The sequence below is a fragment of the Stappia taiwanensis genome, from assembly GCF_014635285.1.
GTDB lineage: Bacteria > Pseudomonadota > Alphaproteobacteria > Rhizobiales > Stappiaceae > Stappia > Stappia taiwanensis.
Window position 1 is genome coordinate 13,870 of the sequence record NZ_BMCR01000009.1, and the last position, 15,478, is coordinate 29,347.

Annotated in this window: 16 protein-coding genes and 1 other RNA gene; 1 reads left to right on the forward strand and 16 read right to left on the reverse strand. The window is 66.6% G+C overall.

Annotated elements, in window-relative coordinates; all coding sequences use genetic code 11:
• Positions 1-88: 88 nt before the first annotated feature.
• The 11 genes from tilS to ruvC form a co-directional block, all read right to left on the reverse strand.
• Positions 89-1,450, reverse strand: coding sequence for a tRNA lysidine(34) synthetase TilS (gene tilS / locus IEV83_RS17430; protein ID WP_181760486.1), 1,362 nt, complete (start codon positions 1,448-1,450; stop codon positions 89-91).
• Entirely contained in the window at positions 1,437-2,396 is a 960-nt protein-coding gene (gene ybgF, locus IEV83_RS17435) for a tol-pal system protein YbgF (RefSeq protein WP_181760487.1), read from the reverse strand. Before ybgF ends, tilS begins: the two co-directional genes overlap by 14 nt.
• A 182-nt stretch (positions 2,397-2,578) precedes the next feature.
• Positions 2,579-3,064: a peptidoglycan-associated lipoprotein Pal gene (pal, locus tag IEV83_RS17440; protein WP_181760488.1), complete on the reverse strand. Its 486-nt coding sequence runs from the start codon at positions 3,062-3,064 to the stop codon at positions 2,579-2,581.
• A 211-nt stretch (positions 3,065-3,275) separates the two neighbouring features.
• Positions 3,276-4,625 carry a Tol-Pal system beta propeller repeat protein TolB gene (gene tolB / locus IEV83_RS17445; protein WP_181760489.1) on the reverse strand — a complete coding sequence of 450 codons (1,350 nt, stop codon included), beginning with the start codon at positions 4,623-4,625 and terminating at the stop codon, positions 3,276-3,278.
• Positions 4,626-4,785: 160 nt separating this feature from the next.
• On the reverse strand, positions 4,786-5,772 hold the full coding sequence (tolA, locus tag IEV83_RS17450; RefSeq protein WP_181760490.1) for a cell envelope integrity protein TolA: 987 nt from the start codon (positions 5,770-5,772) through the stop codon (positions 4,786-4,788).
• A 206-nt stretch (positions 5,773-5,978) separates the two neighbouring features.
• Positions 5,979-6,425 (reverse strand): protein TolR, encoded by a 447-nt coding sequence (gene tolR, locus IEV83_RS17455; RefSeq protein ID WP_181760491.1) that lies wholly within the window; start codon positions 6,423-6,425, stop codon positions 5,979-5,981.
• Between the two features lie 6 nt (positions 6,426-6,431).
• On the reverse strand, positions 6,432-7,094 hold the full coding sequence (tolQ, locus tag IEV83_RS17460; protein WP_371873490.1) for a protein TolQ: 663 nt from the start codon (positions 7,092-7,094) through the stop codon (positions 6,432-6,434).
• 238 nt (positions 7,095-7,332) lie between these two features.
• A complete protein-coding gene (gene ybgC / locus IEV83_RS17465; protein ID WP_181760493.1) occupies positions 7,333-7,815 on the reverse strand; it encodes a tol-pal system-associated acyl-CoA thioesterase in 483 nt (160 codons plus the stop codon).
• On the reverse strand, positions 7,802-8,866 hold the full coding sequence (gene ruvB, locus IEV83_RS17470; RefSeq protein WP_245153019.1) for a Holliday junction branch migration DNA helicase RuvB: 1,065 nt from the start codon (positions 8,864-8,866) through the stop codon (positions 7,802-7,804). The genes ybgC and ruvB overlap by 14 nt, the downstream gene beginning before the upstream one ends.
• Positions 8,863-9,477: a Holliday junction branch migration protein RuvA gene (ruvA, locus tag IEV83_RS17475; protein WP_181760494.1), complete on the reverse strand. Its 615-nt coding sequence runs from the start codon at positions 9,475-9,477 to the stop codon at positions 8,863-8,865. The genes ruvB and ruvA overlap by 4 nt, the downstream gene beginning before the upstream one ends.
• On the reverse strand, positions 9,474-9,995 hold the full coding sequence (gene ruvC, locus IEV83_RS17480; protein WP_181760495.1) for a crossover junction endodeoxyribonuclease RuvC: 522 nt from the start codon (positions 9,993-9,995) through the stop codon (positions 9,474-9,476). Before ruvC ends, ruvA begins: the two co-directional genes overlap by 4 nt.
• A 202-nt stretch (positions 9,996-10,197) precedes the next feature.
• Here ruvC and IEV83_RS17485 point away from each other — a divergent pair, with 202 nt between their 5' ends.
• Entirely contained in the window at positions 10,198-11,040 is an 843-nt protein-coding gene (locus tag IEV83_RS17485; protein WP_209003229.1) for a sulfite exporter TauE/SafE family protein, read from the forward strand.
• 2 nt (positions 11,041-11,042) lie between these two features.
• Here IEV83_RS17485 and IEV83_RS17490 read toward each other — a convergent pair whose 3' ends face one another.
• The 5 genes from IEV83_RS17490 to ssrS all read right to left on the reverse strand — a co-directional run bounded on the left by IEV83_RS17490 (position 11,043) and on the right by ssrS (position 15,350).
• Positions 11,043-12,392, reverse strand: a complete 1,350-nt coding sequence (locus IEV83_RS17490) for a globin-coupled sensor protein (protein ID WP_181760496.1) — start codon at positions 12,390-12,392, stop codon at positions 11,043-11,045.
• Between the two features lie 289 nt (positions 12,393-12,681).
• The gene (locus tag IEV83_RS17495; protein WP_181760497.1) at positions 12,682-13,431 is read right to left on the reverse strand and encodes a YebC/PmpR family DNA-binding transcriptional regulator; all 750 of its coding nucleotides are present in this window, start codon (positions 13,429-13,431) and stop codon (positions 12,682-12,684) included.
• A 140-nt stretch (positions 13,432-13,571) separates the two neighbouring features.
• Positions 13,572-14,399 carry a TIGR00282 family metallophosphoesterase gene (locus IEV83_RS17500; RefSeq protein ID WP_181760498.1) on the reverse strand — a complete coding sequence of 276 codons (828 nt, stop codon included), beginning with the start codon at positions 14,397-14,399 and terminating at the stop codon, positions 13,572-13,574.
• Between the two features lie 16 nt (positions 14,400-14,415).
• On the reverse strand, positions 14,416-15,048 hold the full coding sequence (locus IEV83_RS17505) for a 5-formyltetrahydrofolate cyclo-ligase (protein WP_244628231.1): 633 nt from the start codon (positions 15,046-15,048) through the stop codon (positions 14,416-14,418).
• A gap of 146 nt (positions 15,049-15,194) precedes the next feature.
• Positions 15,195-15,350: non-coding RNA, 6S RNA (gene ssrS, locus IEV83_RS17510), on the reverse strand.
• Positions 15,351-15,478: the final 128 nt, after the last annotated feature.

The window sequence follows — 15,478 nt, forward strand, 5'->3', positions numbered from 1 at the left end:
TGACGTGAGCTTGCCTTGCAAGATAGGTCTCGCGGGCGGCACTGCCAAGGTGGAGTGCGACAATCGCACCAAAGCTTTTCCTATTTTCTTAAATCCGGGGAGAATGCAGCGAATTTAAGGAGTTTTTCGGCCGATCCGGCCGCGCGAACCGGATCAATGGGCGCAGATCCAACCCTTGAGGCGGCAAATGAGCGGACAGGCCGGGACAATATGGCGCATCCGTCGCCCCTTTCACATCGTCTTTCCCCGCGCGCTCGGCATAAAAATCCACCACCGGCGCCGTGTCGAACGCCGCACGCGGCCAGCCTTCCGGCCAGGTCATCTGCGCCCGGGCCCCCGGGACCTCTGCCAGCGCGCGAATGCGCAAGCGCCCCGCCCCCGTGCCGGTGACCGCGAAGCGTCCGTCCCAGATGAAGCTGCAAGGACGGGCCTCGATCCGCTCGGTGACACCATCCCGCCCCCTTTCGCGCCAGATGAAGAGCGCGCCGTTCTGCCGGCGCAGCACCGCACCGGCAAGGGTTGCCTGCACCTGCTCCGCCCCGCCGAGTGTCTCCACCAGCCGCGTCAGCCGCTCCAGCCGCGGCGGATAGGCAGCTCCCGTCACCTGCAGCAAGACGGTCGCCACCAGCCGCAACAAGACCTCCTGCGGCAGCTCCGCCAGCGGAGCGAGGTCAAGACAGACCACGCCCGCCGGATGCACCGTGCCGGCGGTGGCAAGCGCCATCGCCACCGCATGATCGAGCGCCTCGGCGGCACCTGAGAGCCGCCGCGCCGTTTCCGCCAGCCGGCGCGGCGACAGCCCCTCGCCGGCAAGCTGCGGCATCAGGGCGCGCATTCGCACCCGGGCATAAGCGTCGCTGGCGTTCGAAGGGTCCTCATGCCAGTCGATCCCGGCCTGGCGCAGGCTCGCCGTCAGCCGCGCCTTGTCGATCTCAAGCAAGGGACGCAGCACGGCAACGTCCTGCCAGCGGCCGGAAGGTTGCATGGCGGATAGGCCATAGACCCCGCTGCCGCGCGCCAGCCGCAACAGGAAGGTCTCCGCCTGATCGTCGAGATGATGAGCCAGCACCAGCGCATCGCCGCCGATATCGCGCAAGCCCGCGCACAAAAGGTCTCGCCGCGCCGCCCGCGCCGCCGCTTGCCGGTTGGCGGAAGGCTTGGGCCCCGTCCAGCGCAGCACCCGCGCCGGCAGACCGAACCGGGCGGCCACCGCGACCACATGGGCCGCTTCGTCCCGCGCCTCGGGCCGAAGCCGATGATCCACCGTGAAGACATGAATGTCCGGGCCATCGGCCAGCGCCGCGCGCCAGCGGGCCACCAGGACAAGAAGAGCAAGGGAATCGCTGCCGCCCGACACGGCGAGCGCAATGCGCCGATACCCTGTCAGCGGCTGAAAAAGTCTGCCGGCCTCGTCCGCATCGACAGGCCGGGCCGCGTCAGGCGCAGCCACCGGCCTGCTTCTGGGCCTGGGCTTCGGCGCGAATCGCGCTCGGCGCCCCCGGGTATTTCGACAAGAGTTCGGAGAAGGTGGCACAGGCCGCATCGCCCTGGCCAAGGCCCTTCAGCGACAGGCCGAGCTTGAGCAGGCTGTCGGTGACCTTGGTGCCATCCGGATAGTCGGTGTAGCTCTTCAGGAACGCATCGGCGGCGGCGCGATACTGCTTGCGCGCGAAATAGCTCTCGCCGAGCCAGAACTGGGCATTGGCCGCCAGCGGATCGTTCGGGTACGCCTCAAGAAACTGATCGAACCCGGCCTGCGCCCCGGCATAGTCGCCCGACAGGATCATCGAATAGGAGGCATCGTAGTCGGAGCGCGGGTCGCCGCCGGAAACCGCCGCAACCTGCCCGGCCGTTGTTCCGAAGCCCTCGCCGGACGCAACCGCGCCACCGCCCGAGGTCTCGCCACCGCCCGCAGCCGCGCCGCCGGCCTGGCCGCGCGCCAATGCGGAGAGGTCGAGCGGACCGCCCGCCGGGGCATCGCCATAGCCACCGGCAGCGCCATAGGCGCCATCGCCGGATCCGGCATCGGCGGGCAACTGGCCGAGCGTTCCGCTGGCCGCGCCATAGCTGTCGCTGCCGACCCCGCCGGGGAGGCTCGACGCCCCCCCTGCCGATCCGGCGTCCGATCGTTTGCCGGTGCCGCCTTCCAGTTGCTGCAGGCGATACTCGTTATCCTCCTGCATCCGGCGGATCTGTTCTTCCAGTTGCCGGATCTGGAAATTGAGCTGTTCGATCTGACCGGTCAAAGATCGCATCTGATCCTCGACCTGGCTCAGACGGACCGTGGTCTCGCCATCGTCGCGAGAGCCGAACAACTGCGCATTGGCCGGAGCCGGCAGCACCGCCAGCATCCAGGCCATGAGCATTGCCCCCGCGCATTTCCTCAGTGCCGTCATGCATATCCTCCAGGGTTGCAAGCACACCCCGCCACCGCCGGGCAACGGTCGGGCGGGCATTGGATAGCACAGAGCGCTTTGACTTCGGCCAAATTTTGACTGTGGCCCAGGCCTGCACGCACAAAAAAAACCGGCGGTCGGGACCGCCGGTTTCATTCCGATTGCTCTCGGACAACGTGAGCTTAGCTGCCGGCGTTGTTCAGCACCGTGACGGCACGCCGGTTCTGCGACCAGCAGGATTCGTCGTTGCAGACGGCAACCGGCCGTTCCTTGCCGTAAGAGACGGTCTTGATCCGGCTGGCGGAAATCCCGCGCGAGACGAGATAGCTGCGCACCGAATCCGCACGCCGCGCGCCGAGCGCAATGTTGTACTGGCGCGTTCCGCGTTCGTCCGCGTGCCCCTCGATGGTCACCGTGTAGCGGCTGTAGCTGTTCAGCCACTGCGCCTGCTTATCCAGCGTGGCGCGCGCCTGCGAGGACAGCGACGTCTGGTTATTGGTGAAGAAAACACGGTCGCCGACGTTGACGACGAAATCCTGTCCGGTGCCGGGCTGAACATTGCCCGTCAGCCCGTCCGTCTTGGTCTGCGCACAGGCCGCGAGCAGCAATCCGCCCGCCAACACCGCGGCAATGCGCACGTTGCGTGCGTGCTTGCCCATCTGCATCATGAATATCCTGCTCCTGATCCCCACCGGCCCCGACAGAGTAAACGCTTCTACAGCGAAACTGGTTAAGCCGGCGTTCATCAACGTGGTTAACGCCTGGTTACCACCACGATGCCGCTAGGGCATCAAATTTCTCGTGGAATGCCACCCCATGTCGCACTCCCGCCGTTTCCGGCCAGGTCCCCGATTGCCCGGGGAGCCTAGCCTTCCTTCGTTACTCCAGCAAGGGCGACCATGCCGGATCCGAGGCGAAGGCCGGCACCGGCAACCGCTGCTCGTTGTAGCCGGTCAGGTCAACCGTCCAGAGCTGCGGCCCGCCATTGGGCCCCGGGGTGTCGCGGAAGAACACCAGCACCCGGCCGTTTGGCGCCCAGGCCGGCCCCTCGTTGTGATAGCCCTCGGTGAGAATGCGCTCACCGGAACCATCGGGGCGCATCACCCCGATCATGAACCGGCCCTGATGCATCTTGGTGAAGGCAATCAGATCGCCGCGCGGCGACCAGACCGGCGTCGAATACCGCCCCGGCCCGAAGCTGATGCGCTGCGGGTTGGCACCGTTCGAGCCCATCACATAGAGCTGCTGCGAGCCGCCCCGGTCGGATTCGAACACGATCTTCTGGCCATCCGGCGAATAGGACGGGCTGGTATCGATCGCCGGCGTATTGGTCAGCCGGGTGGTGCGGCGCGAGCGCAGATCCATCACGAAGATATTGGCATTGCCGCCCTGTTGCAGGCTCATGGCAACCCGCTGCCCGTCCGGCGAAAAACGCGGGGCGAAGGTCATGCCGGGGAAGTTGCCGACCACCTCCTGCTGCCCGGTCTCGATGTTAAGCAGATAGACGCGCGGGTCCGCACCGGAATAGGCCATGTAGGTGACCTCCTGACGCGACGGCGAGAAGCGCGGCGTCAGCACCAGATCGCCGCCATTGGTCAGGTAGCGCACATTGGCCCCGTCCTGATCCATGATCGCCAGCCGCTTGACCCGCTTGTTCTTCGGCCCAGTCTCGTCGATGAAGACGATGCGGGTATCGAAATACCCCTTCTCGCCGGTCAGCCGCTCATAGATCGCGTCGGCGATGATATGGGCCATGCGCCGCCAGTTGTCGGCGCTGGTGTAGAATTGCTGGCCCAGCATCTGCTGGCCGGCGAACACGTCCCACAGGCGGAACTCCGCCCGGATGCGCCCGTCCGACTGCTTGCTGATCGCGCCGACCACCAGCCCTTGCGCGCCGATTGGCCGCCAGGAGGCGAATTGCGGCGGCGCGTTGATACTCACCGTCTTTTCGATGAAGGCGGAAGGGTCGAGCGGCCGGAACAGGCCGGAGCGGGCCAGATCCGCCTTGATGACATCGCTGATGTCGCGCGCCATCTTGTCCTCGCCGCCGGTGCCGACGAAATCCGGAATGGCGATCGGCAGCGGCTCGATGTTGCCCTGGGTCACGTCGATCTCGACCACGGCCCGGGCCGGTGCGGCGACAAACGGCGCCGCCGCGACGACGAACAGCGCCAGCGCAATGGCGCGCGCCGCGCCAAGTGCCAGAAGTCGGGGTACCGGTCTCTTCATCAGTCGAAGCTCCCATGTCCTGCCCCGCGAAGAGGGCAATGCGGTGTGACCCGCCAAACCACCTGCCGCGCGCGATATCTGGCGCAAGCGGTTCGGAAAGCGGGTTCCTGATCGAATGGCGATCCGGGCGGCCATGGCCAGACCGGATCGAGTCTGAAGCTTATCCACCAAGCAGATCCCTCGGGTCGAAGTTGATGATCACCTCCCGCCAGGCGTCGTATTTCGCCGCCGGCAGGGAATAGGGCGCGCAGCGCAGCACCGCCCGCCGGGCGCTCTCCGCCGCGATGGTGAAGGACGGGTTGCTGCTGGAATTCAGCACCTCGGGCTGCATGTCGACGCCGCCATCGGGACGCAGGTACACCTTCAGCCGTACATTGAGGTCATTCGCCCCGGCCGAACCGGCCGGCGGGTTCCAGCATTGCGAAATCTGACTGCGCAGCGCATCCAGCTCCGACTGGCTCATGGACACGTTGCTCAAGCCCTTGCGGCTTCCCAGCGAGGCAGGATTTTCCGAGGCGGACGGCGTACCGCCCCCCGCCGGATCCACCTTGTTGAGCAAGGCCGCGATCTGATTCGGATTGAACGCCTTTTTCTTTTTGGTCGCCTTCGGCGGCGGGGTCGGCTTCGTGCGCGGGCGCACCGAGGGCACCGGCTTGGGTGCCTCGGCCACCTTCTTCTCGGCAGGTTCCGGCGCTTTTTCCTTCGGCGCCTCGGCAACCGCTTCCTTCGGCGCCGGCGCTGGGGCCGGCTCCGGTGCCTTGACCGGCTCGGCCGGACGCGGCGGCGTGGGCGGCGCCGGTTCGGGCTCCGGCGCGGCGGCGGGCTGTTTGGCCGCCTGCTTGGCCGGCTGTTTCGCCGGTTCCGGCGTGGGCGTCGGTGTCGGCGTTTCGGTCTTGGCCTGCACCGGCGGCGTCTCCGGCTTGACCTCCGGCGTCTTCGGCTTCACCGGCTTGGTCGCCTCAACCTCGCGCACCTCGGCATCCTTCTCGCCGATCCGCAGCTTGGTCAGCTCCGAAATCGGCACCAGATCGACCGGCAGGCTGTCGACCGGCGGCACGTCGAACGGCTTGGCATTGGGAAACGACACCACGCCCCAAAGCAGCACGGCCAGATGGCCGGCGGTCGATGCGATCAGGCCCACGCGCATGGCTAGAGCCTGTTCCCGTTCGGCAGGACGAACGCCGCCGCGCGCGCGCCACGGGCGCCGGCAAGACGCACGGCAGCGCGACCGGCGCGGCCACTGCCGCCCGTCTCATGCCCTGCCCGTCCCGGACTATGCCTTTGCATCCGCTTCATCCTTGCAGCCCGTGCCCATACCGGCACCGGCGATCCGCCACCTGCCCAAGTCGGTGGCTATTTCTCTTCTTCCAGCGTGACGAGGCCGAGCCGCTTGTAGCCGGCAGCGCTGATCCGCCCCATCACCCGCATGATCGTGCCGTAGTCGGCGTTCGCATCGCCGCGCACGAAGATCCGCTCGTCGTATCCGTTCTCGGCAATCGCGGTCAGCTTCGGGATCACCTCGTCGGCGGCGATTTCCGTCTCCTGGATGTAGATCCGCCCATCGGCGGCCACCGAGATGGTGATCGGCTCGGTCGAGCCTTCCATCGGCTTGGCCTGGGTTTCGGGCAGATCCAGCGGGACCCCGACGGTCAAGAGCGGTGCCGCGACCATGAAGATGATCAGCAACACCAGCATGACGTCGACGAACGGCGTCACGTTGATCTCGCTGAGGGGCTGGTGGCGCCGTCTGCGCCGCCGTCCGCCCCCTTCGCTCGCGCCGCCTGCGGCCTGCATACCCATGGCGCTCTAGCCCCTCTCGTCGATCTGCCGCGACAGGATCGCGGAAAACTCGTCGGCAAAGCCTTCCATCCGGGCGGACAGTTTGCCGGCATCGGCTGACAGCTTGTTGTAGGCAATCACCGCCGGAATGGCGGCGAGGAGGCCGAGGGCGGTGGCCAAGAGCGCCTCGGCGATGCCCGGCGCGACCACGGCGAGATTGGTGTTCTTCGACGCGGCAATCGCCTGGAAGCTGGTCATGATGCCCCAGACCGTGCCGAACAGGCCGATGAACGGCGCCGCCGACCCGACCGTCGCCAGCACCAGAAGCCGCGCTTCCAGCCGCTCCGCCTCGCGGGAGATGGTGACATCCATCACCCGGTCGATGCGCTGGCGCAGGCTGGCAATCGCCGGCCGCTCGCCCTCGTGGCTGCGTTTCCATTCGCGCATGGCCGCGATGAACAGCGCCGCCATGGAGTGGTTCGCCCGCCCCGACAGGGTGCGGTACAGTTCCTCCAGCGACTGGCCGGACCAGAACACGGTCTCGAACCGGCTCATCTGCCGCTTGGTACGCGCATAAAGAAGCCATTTGTCGACGATGATCGCCCAACACCAGACCGAGGCGCCGATCAGACCGACCATGACGATCTTGACCACCAGATGCGCCTGCAGGAACAGGGCGAAGAAAGACATGTCGCCCTGGGGTGCCGCGAGGGTCGTTTGTGCAAGTTCAACGGGATTCATTGATGTAAGGACCTCTTGTCCGGGACCGCAGGCCATACCTGCCGGACCGGATACCGGTTGCCCGCTCGGTCGGGTCAATCGCCTGTTCGCTGAGTCACCCGCCTGCATGGCGAGCGATTTTGGCGAAACTGGGACTGTTTCGACCGAAAACTCACCGCATTAAGGGGTCGTTAGGGTTACTGCAGCGTTAAGACGCGGCCTGCGTGTCGCTTTCAAGCAGCGCAATCAGGGCTTCCGGCAGCCGGCGCGGCCGGCCTTCGGCGGAAATCACCGCCACGGTCACCGAGGCTCGGAACAGCACCTCATCGCCGCGCCGCACCTCCTGCGACAGGCAGAGGCGCGCGCCTCGGGCGCTGTCCAGCCGGGTCACCACCTCCAAAAGATCGTCGATCCGCGCCGGCGCCAGGAAGTCGATCTCCATCCGGCGGACGGCAAAGGCAAGCGCGCCGCCATGAGCGCCCTGCTGAAGTTCGTGATGATGCACGCCGGCCAGCCGCAGCATGTCCGAGCGGCCTCGTTCGATGAAGCGCAGATAAGTGGCGTGATAGACGACACCGGTAAAGTCGGTGTCCTCATAGTAGACCCGCACCGGCAGCACATGGCCGCGCGCCTCGCGCCGCCCGGCCAGATCCGGCCAGTTTGCCTCCTGCGGCCGGTCAGTCCGCGTCATGGCCGAACAACCCCGGTTGTACCGCTGGCCCACCGCCCGGCACGGCCAGCCCGAGATGGGCGAAGGCCTGCGGCGTCAGGACGCGCCCGCGCGGCGTGCGCTGAATATACCCCTGCTGGATCAGGTAGGGCTCGACGATCTCCTCGATCGCGTCGCGCGGTTCCGACAGAGAGGCGGCGATGGTTTCGATGCCGACCGGCCCGCCGCCGAATTTCAGGGCAATCTGGTTGAGATAGCGCCGGTCGAGTTGATCGAGCCCGGCATTGTCCACCTCAAGCTGGGTCAGCGCCCGGTCGGCGATGGCCGCATCGACCGTTTCCTGGCCGGCAACCACGGCGAAATCGCGCACCCGCCGCAATAGCCGCCCGGCGATGCGCGGCGTGCCGCGCGCCCGGCGGGCGATCTCCCGCGCCCCGTCCGGGCTCATGCCGATGCCGAGGATCCGCGCCCCCCGGGTGACGATCAGCTCCAGTTCCTCGCTGGTGTAGAACTGCAGCCGCACCGGGATGCCAAAGCGGTCGCGCAGCGGCGTCGTCAGCAAGCCGATCCGGGTGGTGGCCGCCACCAGCGTGAATTTCGCCAGGTCGATCTTGACCGAGCGCGCCGCCGGCCCCTCGCCGATGATCAGATCGAGCTGGAAATCCTCCATCGCCGGATAGAGCACCTCCTCCACCGCCGGGCTGAGCCGGTGGATCTCGTCGATGAACAGAACGTCGCGCTCTTCCAGATTGGTCAAAAGCGCCGCCAGATCGCCGGCCTTGGCGATCACCGGACCGGAGGTCGCACGGAAATTGACGCCCAGTTCCCGCGCCATGATCTGCGCCAGCGTCGTCTTGCCAAGGCCCGGAGGCCCGACGAACAGCACATGGTCGAGCGCCTCGCCGCGCGCCTTGGCCGCGCCGATGAAGATCTTGAGATTGGCCCGCGCCTGCGCCTGCCCGACGAAATCGTCGAGCTGCTGCGGCCGCATGGTCGTATCGATCTCGTCGCCGCGCACGGCGGACGAAACCAACCGGTCGCTGTCGTCGATACGGTCCATGTCTCCGCTCATGTCGCCAGTTCCTTAAGCCCCAGCCGGATCAGCTTCTCGGCGCCGGCGTCCTCGCCCGCCGATTTCACGGCGGCGGCAACGGCGGCGCTGGCCTGGGGCTGAGCATAGCCGAGGTTGACGAGCGCCGACACCGCATCGCCCACGGCCGTCGGCACCGCGGCCGAGGCGGTCTGCGCCACGGCGACGGTGTCCGCGTCGATGCTGGCATAGGCCGGCGCCTTGTTCTTCAACTCGCCGACGATCCGTTCCGCCACCCGCTTGCCGATGCCCGGCGCGCGGGTGATGGTCGCCGTGTCGCCGAGCGCGATGGCATTGGCGATCTCCGCCGCGCTGAGCAGCCCCAGCGCCCCGAGCGCCACCTTGGCACCGACGCCCTGCACGGTCATCAGGAGCTGGAACCACGCCTTCTCCGCCACCGAGGCAAACCCGTAGAGGCGGATCATGTCCTCGCGCACCATGGTCTCGATGAACAAGACCGCCGCCTCGCCCGGTCCGGGAAGATCGCGCAAGGTCCGCGCGGGACAGTAGACGAGATAGCAGACACCGCCCACGTCGAGCAGCACGTGATCCTCGCCGATCTCGTCGACGCGCCCCTTCAGCTTGCCGATCATGAGCCGATCCGCGCGGCGATGCGGGCGGTGGCTGCGGCCGCCCCGCGATGCTGGGCATGGCAGACGGCAATGGCCAGCGCATCGGCCGCGTCGTCGGAGTTGAACGTCGCCTTCGGCATCAAGACCTTCACCATCATGCGGATCTGCTCCTTTTCGGCATGTCCCGTGCCGACAACGGTCTTTTTCACCAGATTGGGCGCATATTCGGCAACGCTCAAACCGTTGAGCGCGGGCACCAGCAAGGCGATGCCGCGCGCCTGACCGAGTTTCAAGGTGGCGCCGGCGTCCTTGTTGACGAAGGTCAGCTCCACCGCCGCCTCCTCCGGCTGCTCGCGCTGCAGCACTTCCTGCAATCCGTCATGCAACTGGCGCAGCCGTTCGGCCAGGCTCAGCTTGCTGTCGGACAGGATCGTGCCGCTGCCGCCGAAGGACAACCGGTTGCCGGTGGCAATGATCAGCCCCCAGCCGGTGCGCCGGAGACCTGGATCGATGCCGAGGATGCGAATCGCCGTTGTCATGGAACAAAGCGGTAACGCCATTCCCCCTCGATGACCAGCCGGGACGGTCCTCGCAAGCCTTTCAGTCGGCTTTTTCCGGCCCTTCCGCCGGGTTTTCCCGCCCCTCACTGCGTAGACCAGCCCCGTGAACACCCGGCGCGCCCGCGCCGGAGAAGCCACCGAGGCGCGCATCCCCCTTGCCATTCCCGCGAGGATGCGGCAGATGCAGACGGATCCGGCCCGGCTTTCCGAGCGGCCGATCTCTTCGCCCTCTCGCCCCGGACCCACCATGCAGGATCTTGCCGCCAGTCTCCTCCAGCATCTTCCGCAAGCGCCGGATCTGTGGCTCTTGGCCGCCGCCATCGTCATCGCCGCCATGGTCCGGGGGTTTGCCGGGTTCGGCGCGGCGATGATCTTCATGCCGGTCGCCTCGACGGTGATCGAGCCCGCCGCGGCCGCAGCCGGCTTTCTGATCCTCGACTGGTTCGTCACCGTACCGATGCTGCTGGGGGCGGTCCGGCGCTGCGACTGGCCAACGGTCGCGCCGGTCACCCTCGCCGCCATGCTGACCGTGCCGGTCGGGGCCGCGATGCTGGCCCATGCCGATGTGCTGGCGCTGCGCTGGTCGCTGTCGGTGATCGTGCTTGGGGCCGTCAGCCTGTTGATGCTGGGCTGGCGCTATCACGGCGTGCCCGGCCGGGCCACCTCGCTCGGCGTCGGCGCCGTCGCCGGCGTACTCTCCGGTGTCGCCCAGGTCTCCGGCCCGCCGGTGGTGGTGTTCTGGGCCGCCGGCCCGCAGCCGGCCGCCATCATCCGCGCCAACCTGATCACCTTCTTCGCCATCGTCAGCCTCGCGGCCTTCACGGCGTTCCTCGCCAACGGCTTCTACACGCTGCAGGTGCTGGCGCTGGTCATGGTCGCCGCGCCGCTCTACGGCCTCGGCATCTTTCTCGGAGCGCGGCTGTTCGGCGCCGCCCATCAGGACGCCTACCGGCCTGTTGCCTTTGGCATCATCCTGATGTCGGCGCTGACCAGCCTGCCCGCCCTCGACGGCTGGCTCCGCTAGGGTCAGGCGGCCCGCACCGTCTCGATCAGTTCGCCCATGCGCTGGCGCAATCGGGCGACCTGGTCTCCCAGCGCGCCGGCTTCGCCGCGCACCCGGCCGGACACGTCGCTGGTCTGTTCGGCGGCGCGGGAGATCCCGGCAACGCTGTCCGAGACCCGGCCGGTGCCCGCCGCCGCCTCAACGATATTGCGAGAAATCTCGCCGGTGGCTGCCCCCTGCTGTTCCACCGCTGCGGCAATCGTCGCCGAAATCTCGCTCATGTTCTGGATGGTCGCGGACACGCCTTCGATTGCCTCGGCAGAGTCGCTGGTGGCCTGTTGAATGTCGGAAATCTGCGTCGAAATCTCCGCCGTCGCCCGGGCGGTCTGTTCCGCAAGCCCCTTCACCTCTGCCGCGACCACGGCAAAGCCACGCCCCGCATCCCCGGCCCGCGCCGCCTCGATGGTCGCATTCAGCGCCAGGAGGTTGGTCTGCTCGGCGATATCGCTGATCAAGCGGACGATATCACCGATCTTTTGTGACGCCACCGTCAGGGAGCGGATCTTATCGTTTGACCGGGCCGCATCGCTGACCGCCCGACCGGAAATCCGCGTCGCATCGCTGACCTGGCGGGCAATTTCATGAATACTGGCCGAAAGTTCCTCGGCGGCGGAGGCCACCGCCTGCACATTGCCCGCTGCCTCGGCGGCCGCGCTTGAGACCTCCCCGACCCGCCCGAGGGTGTTGCTCGACACCTCGCCGAGATCGCCGGAGGCCGCCCCCAGTTGTTCGACCGAGGCGACACAGGCCGCAACGATGGTGCCGACCGCACCCTCGAACTGCTCCGCAAGCCCGTCCAGGGTCTCCCGCCGATCCCGCCGCCCCGCGTCGATATAGACGGAAATCGCGAGATCCATGTCCAGCAGCGCCGCCGCCAGGATCGCCCGATTGAGCGCGGCGGCCTTCTCCGAGGACCTGCGCCAGACGCCCCCACCGGAAAACCTCTGGAGGATGGCCGCCTGCAGCCCCGCCACCAGATAATTGTAGCCACCGATATACCAGCGCGGTTCCAGACCGAGACGATTGTGCGTCTCGCCGACCCGCGTCACCGAGGTGACGTAATCCGCATCGAACCGCCCGTCGGTGATCAGGTCCCAGTGCCGGATCTGCATCGCCTTGGCATGATCCATGTGCGCCCTGTTCCGGAAGAAAGCGTCCGTTTCCGGAAAGGCACTCACATGATCATAGAAACTGTCGAGGATCCCTGGTAGCGCCTGCATGATCAGAGGCTTGATGCTCTTCAACTGGAAGGCCGCATCTTCCGAAAGACCGAAAAACGCGCGCCGGGACGCGATGGTATCATCTGCGGTCATTGTTTTTCCCTCCCAACAGCCTCACAGGCTGCAAGGAAAAATTGCACGAATACTTTAATACAAAATTAGTCTAAAGTTTTAACAAATAACGACATTAGATATAATTCAGATATATCTTTTACGCCGAAGCGGACAACCGACAGTCCACTCAACACGACATCGCCCCAAGCGACTCCCGGGATCCTTTACCGCCCCCAAAAACGACATGTGCCGCGCAGGAGCGCGGCACATGAATTGATCTGCCCCGGGCAATCCGAAGCGCTCAAGAACTTTCGCAAAGGAAACGCGCTCAGGCCGCCGTCAGGCTCGCCAGGGTTTCCTCGTCGATGTCGAAGTTGGCATAGACGTTCTGCACGTCGTCATCGTCTTCGAGCATCGCCACCAGCTTCAGCATGGTCTGGGCCTTGTCCGCGTCGATCGGGGTCAGCGTCTGCGGCCGCCAGATCGTCTTCACGGTCTCCGCCTCGCCCAGCGCCGCTTCGAGCGCCTTCGACACATCGCCGAGATCCTCGAAGGTGCAGGTCACCACATGGTTGGTTTCGTCGGACTGCACGTCCTCGGCGCCGGCCTCGATCGCCGCCTCCAGCACGTCATCGGCGCTGCCGACCGCCGCCGGGTAGACGATTTCGCCGACCCGGTCGAACATGAAGGCGACCGAGCCGGTCTCGCCCATCGACCCGCCGCACTTGCTGAAGTAGGAGCGCACGTTGGAGGCCGAGCGGTTGCGGTTGTCGGTCAGAAGCTCGACGATCACGGCAACGCCCGCCGGGCCGTAGCCCTCGTAGCGCAGCTCTTCGTAGTTGTCGCCCTCACCGGCCTGGGACTTGTTGATCGCCCGCTGGATGTTGTCCTTGGGCATGGACTGGGCCTTGGCGTTCTGCACGGCAAGGCGCAGGCGCGGGTTGGCGTTGATGTCCGGTCCGCCCATCTTGGCGGCGACGGTGATTTCCTTGGACAGCTTGGAGAAGATCTTTGAGCGGACCGCGTCCTGCCGCCCCTTGCGGTGCATGATGTTCTTGAATTGGGAATGTCCGGCCATCGTCCTACCTGCCTCGTCGGGTCGGGGCGGCGGCATCGCGCGTCACGCGCCGTCCCGCTTCGTTTCCATGAAGGTGATCGGCGCCTTATAGGCCCCGCGCACGCGAAAATCCAGCGCGGAGCCGTTGCCAACCGCTGCGCCTACCCCTGCGTCCAGGAGGGCGGCAGGGCCTGACTGAGATGCCCGCCGATCCGCAAGGGCGCGATATCGAGCGCCAATCCGGTGGCATCGTCAATCTCCACGGCCACGCCGCAAACCGTTGCCGTGCCCTTGGCAGGGGTGAAGCGGCCCGAAGGAATCTTGCGCAGGAACCGCGACACCGGCTCGTCCTTTTCCATGCCCAGAACGGAATCGTAGTCGCCGCACATGCCTGCGTCGCTCATGTAGGCGGTGCCGCCGGGCAGGATCTGATGATCGGCGGTCGGCACATGGGTATGGGTGCCCACCACCAGCGACGCCCGCCCATCGGCGAAATGGGCCATCGCCTGTTTCTCGCTGGTGGCCTCCGCATGCATGTCGATGACGATGGCATCGGCCACCCGCCCCAGCGGACTCGATTCCAGCACCATGTCGACGGCGGTAAAGGGATCGTCGAGACTGTCCATGAACACCCGGCCCATGGCGTTCATCACCAGCACCTGGGCACCGTTGCGCGCGGTAAACAGATTGGCGCCGCGCCCCGGCGCGCCGGACGGGAAGTTCACCGGCCGCAACAGACGTTCCTGGCGCTCGATATAGACCAGCGTGTCGCGCTGGTCCCAGACGTGATTGCCGGTGGTCACCACATCGGCGCCGGCGTCGAGCACATCCTGCAGGATCTCCTCGGTGATGCCGAAGCCGGCGGCGGCGTTCTCGCCATTGACGATCACGAAATCGAGCCGGTGCTTCTCGACCAGCGAAGGCAGGATCTCGATGGCCGCCTGTCGGCCGGTACGCCCGACCAGATCGCCAAGAAACAACAGTCGCATGACGCAAAATTCTCCTCTAGGCGGCAGCGCCGCAGGTGATCAGGCCGGCTTCGGTCAGCACCCGTTCCAGCCGGCGGTCATGCCCTTCCTCGGGCACGGCGCTGGCCTGCTGAACCGAAAAGGCCAGGCCGACCGTCTTCGGCACGGCGCCGCGCCGGTCGGTGATACGCGCAATCGCCCGGTCGTAAAAGCCCCGTCCATAGCCGATCCGCGCCCCGCGCCGGTCAAAGGCGGCCAGCGGCACCAGCAGACAGTCGGGAACCACCTCCTCCGCCTCGGAGGCCGGCTCCACCGTCCCGAACCCGCCGCGCACCAGCGGGGTGTCCCGGGTCAGCCGGCGAAACACCAGATCCTCGCCCACCATCGCCGGCAGGCAAAGCGGATGGCCGCGCGCCCGCAGCGCATCCATCAACGGACGCGGGTCGATCTCATCCCGGATCGGCCAGAAACCGGAGACAACAGCACCGCCGGGAAACGCCAGCGCCGCCGCATGATCGGCCAGCGCCAGGCTCCCTTCGATCCGCGCACTGGCGGCAAGCGCCGCCCGGCGGGCCAGCGCGCCAGACCGGCAAGCCGCCTTGAGCTGGCGCATTTCGTCCGGATCGGGAGCCCCGGAAGGCGCCGGGAAGGGCTTGTCAGGCTGCGTCATGGCATCTCGGGAGGTGGCGAGGAACAAGGCGGGGGCCGGCCATGGTGCGGAGCGCGAGCCCAAAGCGCAAGCGCCGCGCCGGCATTCGGCATCTGTCTTTCTCGCGAGGAAATGCTCGCAGGGGAACTGATGGCCGGGCAATCATGGACGTGGCCGCCTCGGCCGTTGGAGTTTGCAATCCCGGGAAACCTACAGTGTAGGTGGGCGCCGTGTGCCCGAGCCCACAGGCAAGGGCAGGAACAGCTCCCTAGGGATGCGTAAGGCCCCGGGGATATGTCTCCTGACGAACCGCGCAGCCACGCCGTCCCCGATATAGGCGCGCGGGAGGGAAAAAGACAACAGCAATAGCGCTCCGCGCCTGCATGACGGCTGTGCAAAACCGGACGATGGCGGGAAACGTCAACAAAGCTGGAGAGTTACGAAAACGCCA

Bases quoted from the DNA above. Each gene is read 5' to 3' on its own strand.
- ybgF (WP_181760487.1), bottom strand. From the start codon at position 2,396: ATGACGGCACTGAGGAAATGCGCGGGGGCAATGCTCATGGCCTGGATG.
- pal (WP_181760488.1), bottom strand. From the start codon at position 3,064: ATGATGCAGATGGGCAAGCACGCACGCAACGTGCGCATTGCCGCGGTG.
- tolB (WP_181760489.1), bottom strand. From the start codon at position 4,625: ATGAAGAGACCGGTACCCCGACTTCTGGCACTTGGCGCGGCGCGCGCC.
- tolA (WP_181760490.1), bottom strand. From the start codon at position 5,772: ATGCGCGTGGGCCTGATCGCATCGACCGCCGGCCATCTGGCCGTGCTG.
- tolR (WP_181760491.1), bottom strand. From the start codon at position 6,425: ATGGGTATGCAGGCCGCAGGCGGCGCGAGCGAAGGGGGCGGACGGCGG.
- tolQ (WP_371873490.1), bottom strand. From the start codon at position 7,094: ATGTCTTTCTTCGCCCTGTTCCTGCAGGCGCATCTGGTGGTCAAGATC.
- ybgC (WP_181760493.1), bottom strand. From the start codon at position 7,815: ATGACGCGGACTGACCGGCCGCAGGAGGCAAACTGGCCGGATCTGGCC.
- ruvB (WP_245153019.1), bottom strand. From the start codon at position 8,866: ATGAGCGGAGACATGGACCGTATCGACGACAGCGACCGGTTGGTTTCG.
- ruvA (WP_181760494.1), bottom strand. From the start codon at position 9,477: ATGATCGGCAAGCTGAAGGGGCGCGTCGACGAGATCGGCGAGGATCAC.
- ruvC (WP_181760495.1), bottom strand. From the start codon at position 9,995: ATGACAACGGCGATTCGCATCCTCGGCATCGATCCAGGTCTCCGGCGC.
- IEV83_RS17485 (WP_209003229.1), top strand. From the start codon at position 10,198: ATGCAGACGGATCCGGCCCGGCTTTCCGAGCGGCCGATCTCTTCGCCC.
- IEV83_RS17490 (WP_181760496.1), bottom strand. From the start codon at position 12,392: ATGACCGCAGATGATACCATCGCGTCCCGGCGCGCGTTTTTCGGTCTT.
- IEV83_RS17495 (WP_181760497.1), bottom strand. From the start codon at position 13,431: ATGGCCGGACATTCCCAATTCAAGAACATCATGCACCGCAAGGGGCGG.
- IEV83_RS17500 (WP_181760498.1), bottom strand. From the start codon at position 14,399: ATGCGACTGTTGTTTCTTGGCGATCTGGTCGGGCGTACCGGCCGACAG.
- IEV83_RS17505 (WP_244628231.1), bottom strand. From the start codon at position 15,048: ATGACGCAGCCTGACAAGCCCTTCCCGGCGCCTTCCGGGGCTCCCGAT.